A 19,949-nucleotide genomic window follows, 5' to 3' on the forward strand; every position below is an offset into this window, starting at 1 on the left:
TTTCGGATACGGAGCAGAAACTCCGATTGTACGGGAGAGAGTCATGTCCGAGTTCGCCACCCCCCGCGCCGTCTTCCAGCGGCTGATCGACGGGGTGACCGCGCGGCGGCCCGACGGGCTGCCGCAGCTGTACGCCGAGGACGCGGTGGTCGTGCACCCGTTCGCCCACCCCGCGTCCCGGCTGGAGGGCCGCGAGGCCCTGCGCGCGCACTTCGCGCGGCTGGAGACCCTCCCGGTGGAGATGAAGGCCCGCAACGTGGTCGTCCACCAGACCGCCGACCCCGAGGTGATCGTGGCCGAGTTCGAGTACGCGGGCCGCAACACCGAGACGGGCCGGGACTTCGTCGTGCCGAACGTCTTCGTCATGCGGGTCCGCGGCGGCCGCATCGTCGAGTCCCGCGACTACGCCCACCACCAGGCGTTCGAGGAGGCGATGGCGTGAGCGTCCCGACGCCGCGGGAGGTGTTCGCGCTGCTGAGCGCCGGGATCTCCGCCGGCCGCTGGCACGAGCTGGCGGACCTGTACGCCGAGGACGCGGTGGTCGACCAGCCGTTCGCGCTCCCGCCCGCGCCGCCGCACCTGGAGGGCCGGGCGGTCATCGGCGAGCACTTCCGCAGAGCCGCCGAAGGACCGCTCCAACTGCGCGCGGCGAACGTCGTGGTGCACGAGACCGCCGATCCGGAGGTGATCGTCGCCGAGTTCGACTACGACGGCCGCATCGCCACGACGGGGCACGCGTTCCGCGTCCCGAACATCCAGGTCCTGCGCGTCCGGGACGGCCTGATCGTGGAGACGCGCGACTACCACGACCACCGCGGCCTCGCGCGCGCCTTCGCCGCCGCTCATTAGGGGACGAGCCGGGCGCGGGCGGTTGACCGACCCCCGTGCCGGTTCTTAGGGTGGACGGGCCATACCGACCGGTTGGTATGTTCGTTCGCCGGTGGCCCGTTCGCCACCCCTGCACCCCGCGCGGAGGTTCGCCCTGTGAGCACTGCACCGCCCGACGCCGACGAGCTGAGCAGGCGCGTCGACGAGTTCCTCGCCGCCCACGACCCGTCGGCCACCGAACCGCTGGAGTTCCTGCGCGCCCGGTTCGACGCCGGCCTCGCCTGGGTCCACTACCCCGAGGGACTGGGCGGCCTCGGCGCCCCCCGCTCCCTGCAGCCCGCCGTCGACCGGAGGTTCGCCAAGGCCGGCGCGCCGACCAACCACCCCGAGCGCAACGGCATCGGGCTCGGCATGGCCGCGCCCACGATCCTCGCCTTCGGCACCGAGGAGCAGAAGCGCCGCTTCCTGCGCCCGCTGTGGACCGGCGAGGAGCTGTGGTGCCAGCTGTTCAGCGAGCCCGGCGCCGGCTCCGACCTCGCCGCGCTCGCCACCCGCGCCGTCCGCGACGGCGACCGGTGGATCGTCAACGGCCAGAAGGTCTGGACGTCCATGGCGCACGAGGCGCGCTGGGCGATCCTCGTCACCCGCACCGACCCGGACGTGCCGAAGCACCGCGGCATGACCTACTTCGTCTGCGACATGACCGCCCCCGGCGTCGAGGTCCGGCCGCTGCGGCAGATCACCGGCGAGGCCGAGTTCAACGAGGTCTTCCTCACCGACGTCGCGATCCCCGACGAGCACCGGCTCGGCGAGGTCGGCCAGGGCTGGCAGGTCTCCACCACCACGCTGATGAACGAGCGGGTCGCGATCGGCGGCGCCGCCGCGCCGCGGGAGAGCGGGATGATCGGCGTGGTCGCCGGCCTGTGGCGCGACCGGCCCGAGCTGCGCACCCCCGGCCTGCACGACGCCGTCCTGCGCGCCTGGGTGGAGACCGAGGCGGCCCGGCTCACCGGCGAGCGGCTCCGCCAGCAGCTCACCGCCGGGCAGCCCGGCCCCGAGGGGTCCGGCGCCAAGCTCGCGTTCGCCAAGCTCAACCAGGAGGTCTCCGGCCTGGAGCTGGAGCTGCTCGGCGACGAGGGGCTGCGCTACGACGACTGGACGATGCGCCGCCCCACCGAGGTCGACTTCACCCGCCGCTCGCCCGGCTACCGCTACCTGCGCGCCAAGGGCAACTCCATCGAGGGCGGCACCTCGGAGATCCTGCGCAACATCATCGCCGAGCGCGTCCTCGGCCTGCCCGGTGAGATCCGCGTCGACAAGGACGTGGCGTGGAAGGACCTGCCCAAGTGAGCGACCTCCTCTACTCCGAGATCGAGAACGACCTGCGCGCCGGCGTCCGCGAGCTGCTCGACGACAAGGCGCCCTGGACCGGCGTCCTCGCCGGCACCGAGAAGGACGAGCCCTACGACGCGGCACTGTGGAAGGCCGTCGCCGGTCAGCTCGGCTGCGCCGGGCTGCCCGTCCCCGAGGACCTCGGCGGCGCCGGCGCCACCTGGCGCGAGACCGCCGTGGTGATGGAGGAGCTCGGCCGCGCCGTCGCGCCCGTCCCGTTCCTCGGCAGCTCCGTCATCGCGACGGCCGCGCTGCTCGCGGCGGGGGAGCGGGAGCTGCTCGGCGCCCTGGCGTCCGGCGAGAAGATCGCCGTGCTGGCGGTGCCGTTCGCTACGCCGCCCGGCGACGTCGCCGCGACCGTCCGGGTCGCGGAGGGCGCGCTCACCGGCGAGGTCGCCGGGGTCGCCGACGGGCTCGCCGCCGACGTGCTGCTCGTCCCGGCCGGGGACGGCCTGTACGCGGTCGACGCCGCCGACGCCGCCCGCACCGCCGTGACCTCGCTCGACATGACCCGGCGCCTGGCCGACATCGCCTTCTCCGGCGCGCCCGCCCGGCGCGTCGCGGAGGGCGGCGACGCGGTCCGCGCGGCGCTGCTGACGGGCGCGGCGATGCTGGCGTCCGAGCAGCTCGGGCTCGCCCAGCGCTGCCTGGACGACACCGTCGCCTACGTCAAGAACCGGTACCAGTTCGGCCGTCCGGTCGGCTCCTACCAGGGTCTCAAGCACCGGCTCGCCGACCTCTGGACGTCGATCACGCAGGCCCGCGCCGTCGCCCGGTACGCCGCGTCCTGCGCCGCCTCCGGCGACGCGGACCTGCCGGTCGCCGTCGCGGTCGCGCAGGCGCACTGCTCCGCGATCGCGCTCAAGGCCGCCGAGGAGTGCGTGCAGATGCACGGTGGCATCGGCTTCACCTGGGAGAACTCCTCGCACCTGTTCCTCAAGCGCGCCAAGGCCGACGCGATCGCGCTCGGCACCGCCGACCGCCACCGCGCGTCCCTGGCGGCGCTGGTCGACCTGCCCTCGGCCTGAGGCTCCGCGCCGCCCCGCCCCGGCGAGCTCTTCGCCGGGGCGGTCAGCCGGTGACGACCGCCAGGATCCGCGTGCCCTCCGGGAAGGCGTCCCTCTCGGCGAGCGCGACGATCCCGAACATCATCTTGGCCGTGTAGACCCGGTCGAGGACGAGCCCGTGCCGGGCGGCGAAGCCGCCGATGAAAGCGTCCAGCTCCGGGGTCGTCCGGGCGTAGCCGCCGAAGTGGAAGCCGTGCTCGACGCTCCACGAACCGCGCCGCTCCCCGTACGTCCCTCGCTGGAGCCGCTCCACCTCGGTGTCCATGAACCCGCCCTTGAGCACCGAGAACCCGAGCGCGCGTGCGTCCGGCGGCAGCCCCGCCGCGAGGCCCGCGAGCGTCCCGCCCGTCCCGCACGGGCAGCACACGACGTCGAAGCCCGCCGACTCGGCGCCCAGCTCCGCGCAGCCCCGGACGGCCAGAGCGTTGCTGCCGCCCTCGGGCAGCAGGTAGAAGTCGCCCCACCGCTCCCGCAGCGCGGCGATCACGTCCGGTTCGTGCTTGCGGCGGTACGTCGTCCGGTCCATGTACGTGAGGCGCATGCCCTGGCGCTCGGCGTATGCCAGGGACGCGTTGAGCGGCAGGTGCTCCTCGCCCCGCACCACCCCGATCGTCGCGAACCCGAAGAGGTCCCCGGCCGCAGCCGTCGCCCGCAGATGGTTGGAGTACGCGCCGCCGAACGTCAGCAGCGTCCCGTGCTCGCGGGCAGGCCCGATGTTGTGCCGCAGCTTGCGCCACTTGTTGCCCGGAAGCTCCGGATGGACGAGATCGTCGCGCTTCACGAACAGCCGGAGGCCGCGCCGCGCGAACCGCGCCTCGTCCAGCTCCACGACCGGGGAGGGCGCGGCTTCGGGCAGGATCATCGCGGGGCGGGCAGGCCGAGCTTCTCCCGCAGCGTCCGCTGGACGGCGTCGATGCCGGGCCGCGCGTCCACCGTCACCACGTACTCCTTGCGGCCGAACAGCTCCAGGATCGGGGCGGTCTTCTCCCGGTAGTTCCGCAGCCGCTCCGTCACCGCCTCCTCGGTGTCGTCCTCGCGCGCGACCAGCTCTCCGCCGCACACGTCGCAGCGGCCCTCCTGCGTGGGCCGGTCCGCGATCAGGTTGTAGTCCATCCCGCACTCAGAGCACAGCCGGCGCGCCAGCACCCGGCGCCGGACCTCGTCGTCCGGCAGGTCCAGATGGATCACGCCGTCGATGTCGTAGCTCTCCAGGAAGAACTCCGCCTGCCGCCGGCTGCGCGGGAACCCGTCGATGATGAACCCGTAGTTCCAGTCGTGCTGCTCGAGCCGGTCCCGGACGACGCCCTCCACCAGGTCGTCGCCGACCAGCTCGCCCGCCGCCATCGCGCGCCGCACCTGCGCGCCCAGCTTGGTGTGGTTCTGCACGTGCCAGCGGAACACGTCGCCCACGCTGATGTGCACCAGGTCGAGATCGCGCGCCAGCAGCAGCGACTGCGTCCCCTTCCCGCTGCCCTGCGCCCCGATGATCACGTACTTGCGCATGCCCGCAGCCTATGCGGCGCGGCCCGGGCGGGCGCGACCGCGGGTCAGCGCGCGAGCCGCAGCGCCCGGCCCAGCCACCGGAACCGCGAGCGGTCGGGCACGTGCTCGGGCTCGTCGCGCAGCGTCAGGCAGTCGGGCAGCGTCCCGATCGCCGGCGGCCGCACGCACACCAGCGTCGCCCGCGCCCGGCGCGCGCAGTGCAGCCGCACCGACGGCCGCAGCAGCCGCGAGAACGGCCCCCGCGTCCCGTGCCCGACGACCAGGATGTCGTCCTCGCCCGCCAGCCGGACCAGGGTCGCCCCCGGCTCCCCGACCAGGGCCAGCGCCGTCATCTCGACGCCGTCGGGCGGACCGCCGCTCACCTCGTCCAGCAGCCGGGCGACGAGCTCGGCGCCCGACCCGCGCAGCGCGTCGGTGATCCCGCAGCCGAGCTGGCCCGCCGCCGAGACGTGCGGCGGCAGCGGCGCGGAATGGGCGACCAGCAGCGGCAGCCGGCGCAGCCGCGCCTCGCCGATCGCCCAGGAGAGCGCGCATCGTGCCCCCGCGGAGTCATCGACCCCGACGACGACGCGCGGGCCGCCCTCCGGTCTCGCGATCACGGTCCCTCCTGAAGGCAACGGACTGATGTGCACTCTAGGGTGCAGGCATACCCGTTCCGACGGAAGTGTTTCCGCTTCAGGAAAGCCGAGTTTCCGCAATCGTCACCGGCGTGTCGCCCGCAGGCCGCTCGCCCGGGGCCGCCCCCGGACGCCCGGCACGGGCGCCCGCCGGCCTCGCGCCGAAGCCGGACAGGACCGACTCCAGCAGCGGCAGCGCCGCCCCCGCCCGCTTCGCGCGGATCACCACGTCCCACGCCGGCTCGAACTTCTTCCACCCGCCCGCGTAGGCCGCGTGCCGGGCCTTGCCGCGCAGCGTCGGCTTCGACGCGGCGCCCCGCGCGATGTTCCGCCACCGGTAGAAGTCCCGGTAGGCGCGCCAGTAGCCGTCCTCCAGCTGCGTGGCGGTCATCCGGGCGGGCTTGAACACGACGGTACGGGTGTCGTAGCGGTCCCAGTCGCGGTGCAGGATCCGCCCGGCCTTCTCCATCCGGGCGTACAGCCGCGTACCGGGATACGGCGTCATGATGTGGAACGTCGCTGTCTCGATGCCCTGGCCGACCGCCCACTCCACCGTCCGCTCGAACACGCTCGGATCGTCCTGGTCCATGCCGAACACGAAGCTGCCGTTCACCATGACGCCGTGATCGTGCAGGCGCCTGATCACCTGCCCGTAGTCCCGGTCGATGTTCTGCCACTTGCGCTGCTCCTTGAGGTTGCCGGCGTTGACGGTCTCGAACCCCACGAACAGGCTGCGCAGCCCCGACTCCACCGCCTTCTCCAGCAGCCCGGGCCGCAGCACCGACTGGACCGTCCCCGCGGCCTGCCACAGCCGCCCCATCCCGCGCATCCCGTCGAACAGGGCCCCCGCGAACCGGGCGTTGCCGAACAGGTGATCGTCCAGGAAGTACAGGTGCCGTCCCGGCAGCCGGTCGATCTCGCCGAGCGCCGCGTCCACGGTCTGCGTGTAGAACGACTTGCCGCCCTCGAAGAACGCCTCCTTGTAGCAGAAGTCGCACACGTGCGGGCACCCGCGGGACACGACGATCGAGTTCGGCACGAGGTACCGGCGCCGGTCGATCAGGTCCCGCCGCACCGGCGGCAGCCCCGCCAGCGTCCGCTCCGAGGAGTCGTAGCGCGGGGCCGGCCGCCCCGCCCGCAGGTCCGCGAGGAAGCGCGGCCAGGTGTCCTCACCGGGCCCGCAGAAGATCGTGTCGGCGTGCGCCGCCGCCTCGTCCGGCAGCGACGTCACGTGCAGCCCGCCGAGGCACACGTGCGCGCCCTTGGCGCGGTAGTGGTCCGCCAGCTCGTAGGCGCGCCGCGCGGACGTGATGTACACCTGGATCACCACCAGGTCCGGCTCGTCGGACACGTCGACCTTCTGGACGTGCTCGTCGGTGAGCGTCACCTCGTCGTCGGGGCCGAGGTACCCGGCGAGGGTCGCGAGCCCGAGCGGCGGGAACAGCGAGTACTTGATCGGCCTGAAGAACGGCGAGGACGCCTCCGTCAGGGCGGGCAGGATCATCTTCACGCGCATGCCCCAACGCTCCCGCCCGAAAGAGCAGGCCCTGTGCCGCCGATGTGGAGATCCCGTGGAGGCCGTCCGGGACGCTACGCCGCCACGGCGCCGCTCCGCGACAGCCACAGCCACCCGACGGCCTTGGTCTCCTTGCACGCCACCTGGATCGCCCGGTACCGCTCCTGCTCGACGTAGGGACCGCTGCAGACCACGTCCTCGAACAACCGCTCGCCGGCGAGCAGGCCGAGATCGGAGCCGGACAGGTCGATGGCCTCCTTGAACGAGGGCGCCTCCAGAAGCCGGAAGAGCTCGATCACCACGCGGCCGGACACGCCGTACTCGTCCCACCGGACCGGGCCGGCGGTCACCGCGACCCGCATCCGCAGCCTCGCGACATCGCTCCGGTACAGGTTCCACTGCCGGAGCATCGCGCTGAGATGGTTCGCGAGCGGGTCGAGGAGCAGGTGGCCCGGAATGTCCGGCGGCAGGACCACCAGGATCCCGTCGCCGCGATCCTCGGCGTGGCAGGCCTGCCACGGAATGCAGGTCATCGCGAGCGCCCGCTGGACGGTCGCGTACATGGCGTGACGCAGTTCGAGCTGGACGATCTCGTCCCGGTCCAGGGCGCTGAACGCCACCACGTCCACCGCGAGAAGGCATGTGTGGAGCCGGGCGGCCGCCGGATGCGGCGGAGTGTGCGGCCGGCGGCCGATGAAATACGCCCTTGTGACGGAAGCGTCCCGTGACGCTGGAATCCGGTCGCGTGCAAGACGTATCCTCATAGAGGATCGAGGCCTTTCTGGGAATGGCCGACAGGTCTGCCGCGGGGCTCCTGTGGCAGCAGGGGTCCCGCCACCTTCGGTGCGGGTGACCGGCTTGTGCCGCCCTGCCGCCGCGAGGTGGTGGTTCCGCGGTCATCCACTATTATGCGGCCGCTCGCCGAAGTGCCCGTGCCGTCGGCTGATTGCCTGCCGCAGATCTGCGCGCCGCAGATCGCAAGAAACTTTTTCTCCACCTGTCGCCGCGAGAAGTGGCAAACCGGTGCCACGCGTCCTGCGGGAGGGCGCCCGGGCGAGTGGCGTGGTGGAAGCAGGCGGAGCGACCGCTGTCAAACGGCCACATGATGGTTTTCGCCGCTGGGCGGTGCCGGTGTGACGCGAGTGACGGCACCGGACCGGCGGGGCGGTCCGCCCGGCTATCGGCGAGGTACCGGATCGCGTCCCGCCGTTGTCCGACTGCATTCTGCGACCTGCTGCAAATGGGTCTGGCAAACTGCTACGTCGCTGATTTAATGGAGGCACCCTGGAGGGCGGCGAACAGCGACGTTCCGGTCTGCCGGGAAGAGTCAAGGGTGATCTTCACTCGGTGAGTAAGAGGTCGCGATGAGCATGCCCTCGAGATTCGGGCCGGTGGTCCAGCGCGCGATACTGACCAGCGAGCTCCAGCGTCTCCGGCAGGCGAAGGGGGTGACGCAGGAGCAGGTCGCCGCCGCTCTCGACTGGTCGACCTCGAAACTCATCCGAATCGAGGGCGGCGCCGTCGGCGTCTCCACCACCGATCTGCACGCCCTGCTGCGGCACTACGGGATTCAGGACGGGGACCCGGAAGTCGGGAAGCTGACCGAAATCGCCCGCGAGGCCCGGCAGCGGGGCTGGTGGGCGCCCTACCGGCACGAACTGGCCGCCGATTTCCTTCGCTACCTCGGATACGAGACCGGGGCGTCGGTCATTCGCAGTTTCCAGCCGTTGCTCGTTCCCGGGCTTCTGCAGACCGAGGAGTACGCGAATGCGGTGACCATCGAACTCGTTTCGTCGCCGGCCGAGCGCGACGTCGTGGTGGAGGTGCGGATGCAGCGTCAGGAGGAGGTGTTCAACCGGGCCGATCCACCGCAACTCATGATGGTGATGGACGAGGCGGTGCTGCGCCGCAGGGTGGGCGGGCAGGTCGACTCCGGTGTGATGCCGCGGCAGCTCCGGCACATCCTCGATGTTCTGGAAAGGCCCAACGTCTCGGTCGAGGTGATCCCCTTCTCGAAGGGGGCGCACTTCGGGATGAAGGGCGAGTTCACCATCCTCGAATTCACTGATCCGCGGGTCAACGACGTCCTCTTCCTTGAGCTGACCGGAGTGTGGGACGTGACCGTCGTTGACCGGGACCCGCGGATCACCGAATACCGGGCGGCGTACGAGAACCTGCGGCAGTTGGCCATGCCGCCCGAGGAGACGGGCCCCTTCATCGAGGAGATCATCGATTCGATGACGTGACACCCGACGGGGCGTGACCGGGTGGGTTCCGTCCGTGGCGCAGGCGTCGGCCGGGTGGCTCCATCCTGCATCCCGCCCATTCCCGAAAACTCCGCAATTGCGAATGAATGCACTGAATTCAGGTCTATGGGTGATGCGTGCCTGAAAATCCCATTCTATTGGCCCGCGAAGCCGGGGACGGCGGCTTTGTTGAGGATGCTGGAACGGGGTCGTTCGTAAGGGTGCGCTGTCCTGGGGGAAGTGCTAAAACTTTGCTGTCGTATGAGCGGCCGCCGTAGGTGGCGATCGCTCACACGGGTAGTCATCGCATGACACTGCGGTCAAGAACTACGGGTCCCTTGCAGGGCCTGGCCTGGAAGGATTTGGTGGCTATGGCCCTGCGGTCCGGCTTCGCGTTCGGTGGTGCGGTGTTCTCCGGCCTTGCTCGACGCCCCGAGCGCGGCCCTCGCTGGCGCAAAGCGTCCGCCAGCGGGAGTTCCGGGTGCGTGGAGGTGGCCGGGAGCGGGGCGTCGGTGCTCGTGCGGGACTCCAAGGACGTCGAGGGTCCGGTCGTGGTGATGACGCGGGCGGCGTTCGCGGGGTTGGTGGCGGGGATTCGGGGGCGGGTGGGGTGACGCGGGGCTCTGCGGAGAGATGAATCCGCAGGTCGGGGCGTAGGATCGTCGGATTGCACGTGTTCTGTCGGTGGGGTCGCCTACGGTCGGGGTGTGAGGCGGCCATGTGAGCGCCGCCACAGTGACGCCGCCCCAGCGAAGGTGATGACCACCATGGTGAACAGCACCAAAGAGACGGGCCACGACTTCCAGGAGCTGGCCGACCCGTACCGGCGGGAGCTGCTGGCGCACTGCTACCGGATGCTGGGGTCCATCCACGACGCCGAGGACCTCGTCCAGGAGACGTACCTGCGCGCCTGGCGCTCGTACGACAACTTCGAGGGGCGGTCGTCCCTGCGCACCTGGCTCTACCGGATCGCGACGAACGTGTGCCTGACCGCGATCGACCAGCGCGGCCACCGCCCGATGCCGTCCGGCCTGGGCGCGCCCAGCGACGAGCCGGAGCGCCCCGTGGTCGCCTCGCCGGAGATGCCGTGGCTCGAGCCGGCGCCCGACGCGGTGCTCGGCGCGGACGCAGCCGACCCCGCCACCATCGTCGCGGCCCGCGAGAGCACCCGGCTCGCCTTCGTCGCCGCGCTCCAGCACCTGCCCGCCAAGCAGCGGGTCGTGCTGATCCTGCGGGACGTCCTGAAGTGGAAGGCGGCCGAGGCCGCCGAGCTGCTCGGCACCTCCACCGCGTCCGTCAACAGCGCGCTGCAGCGGGCGCGGGCGCAGCTGGAGGAGGCGGCGCCGCTGCGCGACGAGCTGGTCGAGCCCACCGACCCGGGCCAGCGGGACCTGCTCGAGCGGTACGCGAAGGCGTTCGACGACGCGGACGTGGACGCGTTGCTGGACCTGTTCCGGAAGGACGCGGTCTGGGAGATGCCGCCGTTCCCGCAGTGGTTCGTCGGCGCCGACTCGATCGTCCGGCTCATCAAGGCCCAGTGCGCGCCCGAGCCGGGGGAGCTGCGGATGGTGCCGGCCGCCGCCAACGGGCAGCCCGCCTTCGGCATGTACCGGCGCGACGCGGACGGCGTGCACCGGCCGTTCCAGCTCCAGGTGCTCAGCATCGCCGGCGGCGAGGTGGTGCAGGTGTCGGCGTTCTTCGACACGACGCTGTTCCCGGTCTTCGGCCTGCCCGAGACCCTCTGACCGCCGCCGGGAGGGGAGCGGTGCGGCGGCTCGACGCCGCCTGACGTGCCGCAGACGGCGGCCCTGATTTTCCGTTGAGCGGAAACCCGGGTGCGCCGTCGCCGTCGCCGGCTGCCAGGGTGGAGGGCAGTGCGTCGCGCCTGGGGAGATCCGCGCCGCGAACGGGGCGCCACTGGCGGGGCACGTCGAGGAAGGAACGAGCGCATGACGCATCCCCCGTACCTGTATCCGGGCTACAAGAGCACCGTGCTCCGCGCCCCGGCGCAGGAGCTGATCATGCCGAAGCTCGGCCCGGACAGCGTCGAGCTGTCCTCGCCGGTCTTCGGCCACCAGGAGCTCGGACGGCTGGACAACGACCTCACCGTGCAGCACTCCGGGGAGCCGCTCGGCCAGCGGATCATCGTGACCGGCCGGGTGCTGGACGGCGCGGGCCGCCCGGTGCGGAACGCGCTCGTGGAGGTCTGGCAGGCGAACTCCGCGGGCCGCTACAACCACCTGGGCGACATCCACCCCGCCCCGCTGGACCCGAACTTCACCGGCGCGGGACGCTGCCTGACCGACGACGAGGGCCGCTACCGGTTCATCACGATCAAGCCGGGCGCCTACCCGTGGGGCAACCACCACAACGCGTGGCGGCCCGCCCACATCCACTTCTCGGTGTTCGGCACCGCGTTCACCCAGCGGCTCGTCACGCAGATGTACTTCCCGGACGACCCGCTGTTCCCGTTCGACCCGATCTTCCAGTCGATCCCCGAGGAGCGCGACCGCGAGAAGCTGATCTCCCGGTTCGACATGGATCTCACCAAGCCGGAGTGGGCATTGGGGTTCCAGTGGGACATCGTGCTCGGCGACACCCCGATGGAGGCCTGATGACGACGCCGGCGAAGACACCGCAGGCCAAGACGACGCCGTCGCAGACCGTCGGCCCGTTCTACGGGTACGCGCTGCCGTACGAGGCCGGCCCGCGGGTCGCGCCCGCCTGGCGGCCGGACGCGATCACCATCCGGGGACGGGTGCTCGACGGCGCCGGCGAGCCGGTGCCGGACGCGCTGCTGGAGATCTGGCAGGCCGACGAGAACGGCGAGATCCCGCAGCGGCCCGGCGGCATCGTCCGGGAGGGGCATGACTTCTCCGGGTTCGGGCGGTGCGGCACGGACCCGGCGGGCGGGTTCTGGTTCACCACCGTCAAGCCGGGCGCGGTCGGGGCGGGCGCGCCGTACATCGCGCTGCTGGTGTTCGCGCGCGGCCTGCTGAAGCCGGTCGCGACCCGGATCTACTTCCCGGAGGACGAGGCCGCGCACGCCGCCGACCCGCTGCTCGCCGAGGTCCCCGCGGACCGCCGCGGGACGCTGGTGGCCGAGCGGGAGGGCGACCGGGCGTACCGGTTCGACGTGCGGCTGCAGGGCGAGGGGGAGACGGTCTTCCTTGCCTTCTGAGACGCCGCCGCCCGCCGCGGCCGGGCCCTCCACCGCGACCGGGCCCTCCGCCGGCGCCGGGCCCTCCGCCGGCGCCGGGCCGTCCGCCGACGCGGGGCTGCTGTCGCCGGTGCGCGCCGGGACGGAGGCCGAGGCCGCCACGGGCGACGCCGCGTATCTGGCGGCGATGCTCGACGCCGAGGCGGCGCTGGCCCGCGCGCAGGCCCGGCTGGGGATCATCCCGGCCGCCGCGGCGGAGGCGATCACCGCGGCCGCCTCGGCGGGCGGGATCGACGTCGCGGACGTGGCGCGCCGTGCCCGCGGTTCCGGGAACCCCGTCGTCCCGCTGGTCGCCGATCTGCGCGGCCTCGCCGGCGCCGCCGGCGAGCACGTCCACAAGGGCGCCACCAGCCAGGACATCGCCGACACCGGCGCGATGCTCGTCGCGGCCCGGACGCGGCGGGGCCTGCTGGCCCACCTCGACCGGGCCCTGGACGGGCTGGCCGGCACCGTGGCGCGGTACCGCGACACCCCGATGGCGGCGCGCACGCTCGGCCGGCAGGCGCTGCCCACCACGTTCGGCGCGAAGGCGGCGAACTGGCTGCTCGGCTGCCTGGAGGCGCGCGAGCGGCTGGCGGCGGTCGCGCTGCCCGTCCAGCTCGGCGGCGCCGCCGGGACGCTGGACGCCTACGGCGACCGGGCGTTCGACCTGGTCGGCGCGTTCGCCGAGGAGACCGGCCTGGACGTGCCGGTCCTGCCGTGGCACACCCGCCGGACCCCGGTCGCCGACCTGGCCGCGGCGCTCGCGGTGACCGCCGGCGCCCTCGGCAAGATCGCCACCGACGTGTGGCTGCTCGCGCAGAGCGAGGTCGACGAGGTGGCGGAGGCCGCCGGGCCCGGGCGGGGCGGCTCGTCGTCGATGCCGCACAAGCGCAACCCGGCGCTGTCGGCCCTCGTCCGGTCGGCGGCGCTGCAGGTGCCGGCGTACGCGCAGGTCGTCCTCGCCGCGCAGGCCGCGCCGCTGGAACGCCCGGCGGGGGAGTGGCACGCCGAGTGGCAGCCGCTGCGCGAGTGCCTCCGGCTGGCCGGCGGCGCCGCCGAGACCGCCGCCGACCTGGTCTGCGGCCTGGAGGTGTCGGCGGACCGGATGCGCGCGAACCTCGACGGACTGCTGGACGTCCTCGGAGACGATCCCGGCACCGGCGCGGCCTCCGCCCTGGCGGACCGCGCCCTCGACGCGTACCGGAGGAGCCGCGCGTGACCCCGCCCCCGAACACCCCGGAATCCCGCATCCCGCAGTACCGGCTCGACGGGCCGCCGGACGCGCCCGTCGTCGTCCTCGGCCCGTCCCTCGGCACCTCGATGGACCTGTGGCTGCCTCAGCTGCCTGCGCTGACGCGCGCATGGCGGGTGCTGCGCTACGACCTGCCGGGGCACGGCGGCGCGCCGTCCCCGGACGGCCCGTTCACCGTCGAGGACCTCGCCGGCGGGGTCGCCGCGCTGCTCGACCGCCTCGGGATCGCCGAGGCGGCGTACGCGGGCGTCTCGCTGGGCGGCGCCGTCGGCACCGCCCTCGCGCTCCGCGCCCCGGAACGCGTCGCGAGCCTCGTCCTGTGCTGCACCTCGCCCCGCTTCGGCGACCCGGAGCCGTGGCGGGACCGCGCGGCGCTCGTCCGCCGCGAGGGCGTGGGGCCGGTCGCCGGCACGGCCGCGAGCCGCTGGTTCACCCCCGGGTTCACCGGCGCGGAGCCGTATGTCGCGATGCTCCGCGAGACGGACCCGGAGGGCTACGCGGCGTGCTGCGACGCGCTCGCCGCGTTCGACGCCACCGCGCGTCTCGGCGGCGTCTCGGCGCCGACCCTGGTGATCGCCGGGGCCGAGGACGGCCCGACTCCGCCGCACGGCCACGCCGACCGGCTCGCCGGCGGCATCCCCGGCGCCGAGCTCGTCGTGATCGACGGGGCCGGGCATCTGGCCAACGCCGAGCGGCCGGAACCGGTCACCGAGGCGATCACCGCGCACCTGGACCGCACCTGGAAGGGACGGGCATGAGCACCGACGGGGAACGGCACGCCGAGGGCATGCGGACGCGTCGCGAGGTGCTCGGGGACGCGCACGTCGACCGCGCCGAGGCCCGCAAGGACGCCTTCACCGAGGACTTCCAGGATCTGATCACCCGGTACGCGTGGGGCGAGATCTGGACGCGTCCCGGGCTCGACCGCAAGACGCGCAGCTGCATCACGCTGACCGCCATGGTCGCGGGCGGTCACCTGGACGAGCTCGCCATGCACGTGCGCGCCGCCCTCCGCAACGGGCTGACCCGCGAGGAGATCAAGGAGGTCCTGCTCCAGACGGCGATCTATTGTGGAGTGCCCGCCGCGAACTCGGCGTTCGCCGTCGCCCAGCGGGTACTGGCCGAACAGGAGTGACCGTCGGGAGGGCCATGGCTGAGCGCGCGCGCCCGGTGAGCGTGGCGGGCAAGGTGATGGCCATCCTGAACGCCTTCGCCCAGGACGACGTGCGCCTGAACCTGAGCGAGATCTGCCGCCGCGCCGGGTTGCCGCTCGCCACCGGGCACCGGCTGGTCGGGGAGCTGGCCGCCGGCGGGTTCCTGGAGCGGGTGCCGGACGGGACGTACCGCATCGGCACCCGGCTGTGGCGGATCGGCAGCCAGGCCCCCGCCGTCACCGGGCTGCGGGAGCTGGCGCTGCCGCACATGGAGGACCTGTACGAGGCGACGCACGACAACGTGCAGCTCGCCGTGCTGCGCGACGACCGCGTCCTGGTCGTGGAGCGGCTGCGCGGGACTCGGTCGGTGCCGGTCGTGACGCAGGTCGGCGCGACGCTGCCGCTGCACACGACCGGGGTCGGCAAGGTGCTGCTGGCGTTCGCGCCGCCGGAGTACCGGGAGCGGGTCCTCGCCGCCGGGCTGGAGCGGCACGCCGCCCGGACGATCACCGACGCGGACGAGATGCGGCGCTGCCTGGAGCAGGTGCGCCGCTCGGGCTACGCGCTGACCCGCGACGAGATGACGCTGGGCGCCTCGTCGGTCGGCGCGCCCGTCCGGGACGGGACGGGCGAGGTGGTGGCGGCGCTGTCGCTGGTCGCCCGCACCCGCAGCGCGGACCTGCGGCGGCTGCTGCCGCCGCTGACGACGGCGGCGCGGGCGCTGTCACGGGACGTCGCCCAGCACTGGCGCGGACACCCGGAGACGTTTTCCACCGAGCGGAAGGCCGACGCCTGAACCAGCGGGTACGCGCGCCAGCATCGCAAGGGGGAACCCCAGAACGGACGACGAGGAGGCTCGATGCGTACCCAGGTGGCGATCATCGGCGGCGGCCCGGCGGGGCTGCTGCTGTCGCATCTGCTGCATCTGCAGGGGATCGATTCGGTGGTCCTGGAGAGCCGCGACCGCGGCTACGTGGAGCGGCGGCAGCGGGCCGGGATGCTCGAGCAGGGCACCACGGACGTGCTCCGCGAGAGCGGCGTGGGGGAGCGGCTCGACCGCGAAGGGCTCGTCCATCACGGGCTGGAGCTGCGGTTCGGCGGCGCGGGGCACCGGGTGCCGCTGACCGACCTGACGGGCCGGACCGTCACGGTCTACGCGCAGACCGAGATCGTCAAGGACCTGGTCGCCAAGCGGCTCGCGGACGGCGGCGACGTGCGGTTCGAGACCGAGGTGATCGGCCTTGACGCCTCGGCGCCCAGCGTGACGTTCCGCGACACCGCCGGGGAGGTGCACACCCTGGAGTGCGACTACATCGCGGGCTGCGACGGGTTCCACGGCGTCAGCCGCCCGGCGGTGCCGGGGCTGCGGACGTTCTCCCGCGAGTACCCGTTCGCCTGGCTCGGCATCCTCGCCGACGTCCCGCCGTCCACCGAGGAGCTGATCTACGCCAACCACGACCGCGGGTTCGCGCTGCACAGCCTGCGCTCCCCGCAGGTCAGCCGGCTCTACCTGCAGGTGCCGCCGGACGAGGACATCGCGGCGTGGCCGGACGCGCGGATCTGGGAGGAGCTCGCGGCCCGGTTCGCCACCGACGACGGCTGGAAGCTGCACGAGGGCCCGATCACCGACAAGTCGATCACGCCGATGCGCAGCTTCGTGGCCGAGCCGATGCGGCACGACCGGCTGTTCCTCGCCGGCGACGCGGCCCACATCGTCCCGCCGACCGGCGCCAAGGGCCTCAACCTGGCGGTGTCCGACGTGATCGTGCTGGCCAGGGCCCTGACGGAGCGGTACGCGTCGGGCTCGGACACTCTGCTCGACGCGTATTCTTCGACGTGCCTGCGGCGCGTGTGGCGGGCCGAGCACTTCTCCTACTGGATGACCACGCTGCTGCACGTGGATCCGGCCGCCGACGGCTTCGCGCTGCGGCTCCAGCGCTCCCACCTGGACTACGTCGCCTCCTCCGAGGCGGCGAAGACGATGCTGGCCGAGAACTACACGGGCCTGCCGATCGGCTAGCGCGCGAGGCGGGCGCGGGTCGGCACGTGAACGGTGCGCGGCGCGGATCTGTTCCCGGCCGGCGGTGAGATGCACATCACGCAAGCTGGCAGTGCCTGAAATTTTGCCGGGCACGCAAGTTCGGTTTACCGTGAGGGCATGACCGAGACGAGCCTGCGCGAGCGCAAGAAGGTCGCGACGCGCCAGGCGCTCAGCCGCGCCGCCGCCCTCCTCGCCGTGGAGCGCGGCGTCGAGGGCGTCACGATCGAGGCGATCGCCGACGCGGCCGGGGTCTCCCCCCGCACGTTCCACAACTACTTCCCGGGCAAGGAAGAGGCGATCGTCGCGCCGCTCACCGACGGGGCGCAGGCCGTCATCGACGCCCTGCGCGGCCGCCCGGCGGGCGAGCCGATCTGGGACGCGCTGCGCGAGGTCGTCCGGGAGGTGCTGCTGCCGACCGACACCCGCGACGAGACCATCGCGCTGCTGCGCGTGGTCAAGCGGAACCCGGCGCTGGTCGGCAAGCAGCTGTGCGGCCTCGGCGAGATGCAGCGGCAGATCGCCGAGGTCATCGCCGCGCGCACCGGCACCCACGCCGGCCGCGACCTGTACCCGCACCTGCTGGCGGGCGCCGCCGGCGTGGCCATGCGCACCGCCGTCGACCTGTGGGTGGACGGCCGGAGCGGCGCCGACCTGCCCGAACTGATCGACTCGGCGTTCGCCCAGCTGCGCGCCGGGCTGCCCGGCCCGTAACCGGGCCCTTCCGACCCCCGGCGCCGCGCCGCCGCCCAGCGGCGCCGGGTCCCCCCGCAGGGCGGCGAGCACCCCCACCACCCCCCCTGACCGAGTGACAGCCCGACGGCCGGCCGCCGTGGGGCCATGTCCGCACGCCCCGTTACCGATGGGACGCTCTCTTGGCCACCTTCCTCTACCGGCTCGGCCGGTTCTCGTTCCGGCGCCGCCGGCTCGTCACGCTGCTCTGGGTGGGGCTGCTCGTGCTCTTCGGCGTCGGCGCCGCGGTGCTCAAGGGGCCCACCTCCAACGACTTCTCGATGCCGGGCACCGAGTCCCAGCAGGCGATCGACCTGCTCAAGGACCGGATGCCGCAGGCGTCCGCGGACGGCGCCACCGCACGGGTCGTGTTCGCCGCCCCCGACGGCAGGACCGTGACCGACCCCGCCGGGAAGGCGGGCGTCGAGAAGGTCGTCGCCAAGCTCAAGGCGGCGCCGCAGGTCGCCTCCGTCGTCGACCCCTACCAGGCGAAGGCCGTCTCGCAGGACGGCAGGATCGCCTACACGCAGGTCACCTACAAGGTGCCGGCGATCGACGTCACCGACGCGGCGCGCGACGCGCTGACCGCCGCCGCCCAGCCGGGCAAGGACGCCGGGCTCCGGGTGGAGATGGGCGGCGACGCCACCGAGGCGATGCCGGAGCAGAGCGCCACCGAGGTGATCGGCGTCGCCGTCGCCGCGGTCGTGCTGATCATCACGTTCGGGTCGCTGATCGCCGCCGGGCTGCCGCTGCTGAACGCCATCCTCGGCGTCGGCATCGCGATGGCCGGCATCACCGCCGCGACCGGGCTCATCGACATGAGCTCGATGACCTCGACGCTCGCGCTGATGCTCGGGCTCGCGGTCGCGATCGACTACGCGCTGTTCATCGTCTCCCGGTACCGGCACGAGCTGCGGGAGGGCCGCACCGGCGAGGAGGCCGCGGGACGCGCCGTCGGCACCGCCGGATCGGCGGTGGTGTTCGCCGGGCTGACCGTCGTCATCGCGCTGGCCGGCCTCGCCGTGGTGGACATCCCGATGCTCACCGAGATGGGGTTCGCCGCCGCGTTCGCCGTGGTGATCGCGGTCCTGATCGCGCTCAGCCTGCTGCCCGCGCTGCTCGGCTTCGCCGGACGCAAGGTCCTCGGCGGCGCGATCCCGTTCCTGCGCGGCGGCGTCTCGCGCCGCGGCCGGCCGCCGTTCGGCGAGCGGTGGGCCCGGTTCGTCGTCCGCCGGCCGCTGCCGGTCCTGCTGCTCGCCGTCGCCGGCCTCGGCGTGATCGCCGCCCCGGCGCTGGACCTGCGGCTCGGCATGCCCGGCGACGAGGCCGCCGCGCCCGCCACCACCCAGCGCCAGGCCTACGACCTGCTCGACAAGGGCTTCGGGCCCGGCTTCAACGGGCCGCTGATGGTCGTCGTCGACGGTGCCAACGCGCAGGCGGCCGGGCAGCGGTTCGCCGGGGAGATCCGGGCGCTGCCGGACGTGGTGACCGTGACGCCGCCGCAGGCGAGCCCGAAGGGCGACACCGCGGTGCTGACCGTCGTTCCGAAGAGCGGGCCGAGCAGCCAGCAGACCGAGGACCTCGTCTCGGCGATCCGCGACAAGGCCGACGGGCTGAAGGCGCAGACCGGCGCCGGCGCGATGGTCACCGGCCGGACGGCCATGATGATCGACGTGTCGGCCAAGCTCTCCAGCGCCCTCGCGCCCTACCTCGGGCTCGTCGTCGGGCTCGCGTTCATCCTGCTGATGCTGGTGTTCCGGTCGCTGCTCGTGCCGCTGAAGGCCACGCTCGGCTTCCTGCTCACCGTCGCGGCCACCTTCGGCGCCGTCGTCGCGGTGTTCCAGTGGGGCTGGCTGTCCGGGCTGTTCGGCGTCGACACCACGGGCCCGATCATGAGCATGATGCCGATCTTCATGATCGGCGTGGTGTTCGGGCTGGCGATGGACTACCAGGTCTTCCTGGTCACCCGGATGCGCGAGGAGCACGTGCACGGGGCGCCCCCGGGCGAGGCGGTGGTCACCGGCTTCCGGCACGGCGCCCGCGTCGTCACCGCCGCCGCGGTGATCATGATCGCGGTGTTCGCCGGGTTCCTGTCCTCCTCCGAGTCCATGATCAAGATGATGGGCTTCGCGCTGGCGGCCGGCGTCGCCTTCGACGCCTTCGTCGTCCGGATGACCATCGTCCCGGCGGTGATGGCGCTCGTCGGCCGGTCCGCCTGGTGGCTGCCGCGGTGGCTCGCCCGCATCCTGCCCAACGTGGACGTCGAAGGTGAGAGGCTTCGGCATCTGCTCCATGACGGGCACGGCGGCGTCGACCCCGCGCCGCGCCCCGGCGAGGGCGAGCGCGAGGCGCGCGCCGGAGCTGACCCGCCGCGTCCTGGCGCGGCTGCTCGACGAGCTGCC

21 protein-coding genes are annotated in these 19,949 nt (G+C 73.1%); 16 read left to right on the forward strand and 5 right to left on the reverse strand.

Translation table 11 applies throughout. The annotated features are described in order from the left end of the window. The first annotated feature begins 43 nt into the window (after nucleotides 1-43). From AB0C78_RS43325 to AB0C78_RS43340, 4 genes are all read left to right on the forward strand, one after another. Entirely contained in the window at nucleotides 44-442 is a 399-nt protein-coding gene (locus AB0C78_RS43325; protein ID WP_173092339.1) for a nuclear transport factor 2 family protein, read from the forward strand. Further along, a complete protein-coding gene (locus AB0C78_RS43330; RefSeq protein ID WP_360760043.1) occupies nucleotides 439-849 on the forward strand; it encodes a nuclear transport factor 2 family protein in 411 nt (136 codons plus the stop codon). The genes AB0C78_RS43325 and AB0C78_RS43330 overlap by 4 nt, the downstream gene beginning before the upstream one ends. A gap of 135 nt (nucleotides 850-984) precedes the next feature. Next, on the forward strand, nucleotides 985-2,178 hold the full coding sequence (locus AB0C78_RS43335; RefSeq protein WP_360760046.1) for an acyl-CoA dehydrogenase family protein: 1,194 nt from the start codon (nucleotides 985-987) through the stop codon (nucleotides 2,176-2,178). Continuing rightward, complete coding sequence (locus AB0C78_RS43340; RefSeq protein ID WP_360760049.1) at nucleotides 2,175-3,248, forward strand: acyl-CoA dehydrogenase family protein; 1,074 nt, start codon at nucleotides 2,175-2,177, stop codon at nucleotides 3,246-3,248. Before AB0C78_RS43335 ends, AB0C78_RS43340 begins: the two co-directional genes overlap by 4 nt. 43 nt (nucleotides 3,249-3,291) lie before the next feature. On the opposite strand, the gene AB0C78_RS43345 is transcribed toward AB0C78_RS43340, so the two are convergent. The 5 genes from AB0C78_RS43345 to AB0C78_RS43365 form a co-directional block, all read right to left on the reverse strand. Then, a complete protein-coding gene (locus AB0C78_RS43345; protein WP_360760052.1) occupies nucleotides 3,292-4,149 on the reverse strand; it encodes a pyridoxal-phosphate dependent enzyme in 858 nt (285 codons plus the stop codon). Next, nucleotides 4,146-4,790: a nucleoside monophosphate kinase gene (locus AB0C78_RS43350; protein ID WP_151541180.1), complete on the reverse strand. Its 645-nt coding sequence runs from the start codon at nucleotides 4,788-4,790 to the stop codon at nucleotides 4,146-4,148. Before AB0C78_RS43350 ends, AB0C78_RS43345 begins: the two co-directional genes overlap by 4 nt. 44 nt (nucleotides 4,791-4,834) lie before the next feature. Beyond that, nucleotides 4,835-5,389, reverse strand: a complete 555-nt coding sequence (locus AB0C78_RS43355; protein WP_173092351.1) for a universal stress protein — start codon at nucleotides 5,387-5,389, stop codon at nucleotides 4,835-4,837. A 76-nt stretch (nucleotides 5,390-5,465) separates the two neighbouring features. Then, on the reverse strand, nucleotides 5,466-6,923 hold the full coding sequence (locus tag AB0C78_RS43360; protein ID WP_360760056.1) for a radical SAM protein: 1,458 nt from the start codon (nucleotides 6,921-6,923) through the stop codon (nucleotides 5,466-5,468). 74 nt (nucleotides 6,924-6,997) lie between these two features. Beyond that, on the reverse strand, nucleotides 6,998-7,552 hold the full coding sequence (locus AB0C78_RS43365) for a hypothetical protein (protein ID WP_360760059.1): 555 nt from the start codon (nucleotides 7,550-7,552) through the stop codon (nucleotides 6,998-7,000). 735 nt (nucleotides 7,553-8,287) lie between these two features. Between AB0C78_RS43365 and AB0C78_RS43370 the strand changes: the two genes are divergently transcribed. The 12 genes from AB0C78_RS43370 to AB0C78_RS43425 all read left to right on the forward strand — a co-directional run. Continuing rightward, complete coding sequence (locus tag AB0C78_RS43370) at nucleotides 8,288-9,169, forward strand: helix-turn-helix transcriptional regulator (RefSeq protein WP_360760062.1); 882 nt, start codon at nucleotides 8,288-8,290, stop codon at nucleotides 9,167-9,169. Between the two features lie 371 nt (nucleotides 9,170-9,540). Continuing rightward, on the forward strand, nucleotides 9,541-9,783 hold the full coding sequence (locus AB0C78_RS43375; protein WP_360760093.1) for a DUF397 domain-containing protein: 243 nt from the start codon (nucleotides 9,541-9,543) through the stop codon (nucleotides 9,781-9,783). 144 nt (nucleotides 9,784-9,927) lie between these two features. Beyond that, nucleotides 9,928-10,914, forward strand: a complete 987-nt coding sequence (locus tag AB0C78_RS43380) for a sigma-70 family RNA polymerase sigma factor (protein ID WP_360760064.1) — start codon at nucleotides 9,928-9,930, stop codon at nucleotides 10,912-10,914. A 204-nt stretch (nucleotides 10,915-11,118) separates the two neighbouring features. Further along, nucleotides 11,119-11,784 (forward strand): protocatechuate 3,4-dioxygenase subunit beta, encoded by a 666-nt coding sequence (pcaH, locus tag AB0C78_RS43385; RefSeq protein WP_151541187.1) that lies wholly within the window; start codon nucleotides 11,119-11,121, stop codon nucleotides 11,782-11,784. Beyond that, nucleotides 11,784-12,350 (forward strand): protocatechuate 3,4-dioxygenase subunit alpha, encoded by a 567-nt coding sequence (gene pcaG / locus AB0C78_RS43390; protein ID WP_360760067.1) that lies wholly within the window; start codon nucleotides 11,784-11,786, stop codon nucleotides 12,348-12,350. The genes pcaH and pcaG overlap by 1 nt, the downstream gene beginning before the upstream one ends. Then, nucleotides 12,340-13,590 carry a 3-carboxy-cis,cis-muconate cycloisomerase gene (gene pcaB / locus AB0C78_RS43395; RefSeq protein WP_360760069.1) on the forward strand — a complete coding sequence of 417 codons (1,251 nt, stop codon included), beginning with the start codon at nucleotides 12,340-12,342 and terminating at the stop codon, nucleotides 13,588-13,590. Before pcaG ends, pcaB begins: the two co-directional genes overlap by 11 nt. Further along, a complete protein-coding gene (pcaD, locus tag AB0C78_RS43400) occupies nucleotides 13,587-14,381 on the forward strand; it encodes a 3-oxoadipate enol-lactonase (RefSeq protein ID WP_360760072.1) in 795 nt (264 codons plus the stop codon). The genes pcaB and pcaD overlap by 4 nt, the downstream gene beginning before the upstream one ends. After that, on the forward strand, nucleotides 14,378-14,758 hold the full coding sequence (pcaC, locus tag AB0C78_RS43405) for a 4-carboxymuconolactone decarboxylase (protein WP_360760075.1): 381 nt from the start codon (nucleotides 14,378-14,380) through the stop codon (nucleotides 14,756-14,758). The genes pcaD and pcaC overlap by 4 nt, the downstream gene beginning before the upstream one ends. A gap of 14 nt (nucleotides 14,759-14,772) precedes the next feature. Beyond that, a complete protein-coding gene (locus AB0C78_RS43410; RefSeq protein ID WP_360760078.1) occupies nucleotides 14,773-15,573 on the forward strand; it encodes an IclR family transcriptional regulator in 801 nt (266 codons plus the stop codon). A 63-nt stretch (nucleotides 15,574-15,636) separates the two neighbouring features. Next, nucleotides 15,637-16,797: a 4-hydroxybenzoate 3-monooxygenase gene (locus AB0C78_RS43415; protein ID WP_360760081.1), complete on the forward strand. Its 1,161-nt coding sequence runs from the start codon at nucleotides 15,637-15,639 to the stop codon at nucleotides 16,795-16,797. Nucleotides 16,798-16,935: 138 nt separating this feature from the next. Next, entirely contained in the window at nucleotides 16,936-17,529 is a 594-nt protein-coding gene (locus AB0C78_RS43420) for a TetR family transcriptional regulator (protein WP_360760084.1), read from the forward strand. A gap of 161 nt (nucleotides 17,530-17,690) precedes the next feature. Then, the coding region (locus AB0C78_RS43425; protein WP_360760087.1) for an MMPL family transporter at nucleotides 17,691-19,949 on the forward strand (2,259 nt) is incomplete at its 3' end.

This window comes from Actinomadura sp. NPDC048394, from assembly GCF_040651755.1.
GTDB classification, from domain to species: Bacteria; Actinomycetota; Actinomycetes; order Streptosporangiales; family Streptosporangiaceae; genus Spirillospora; species Spirillospora montaniterrae.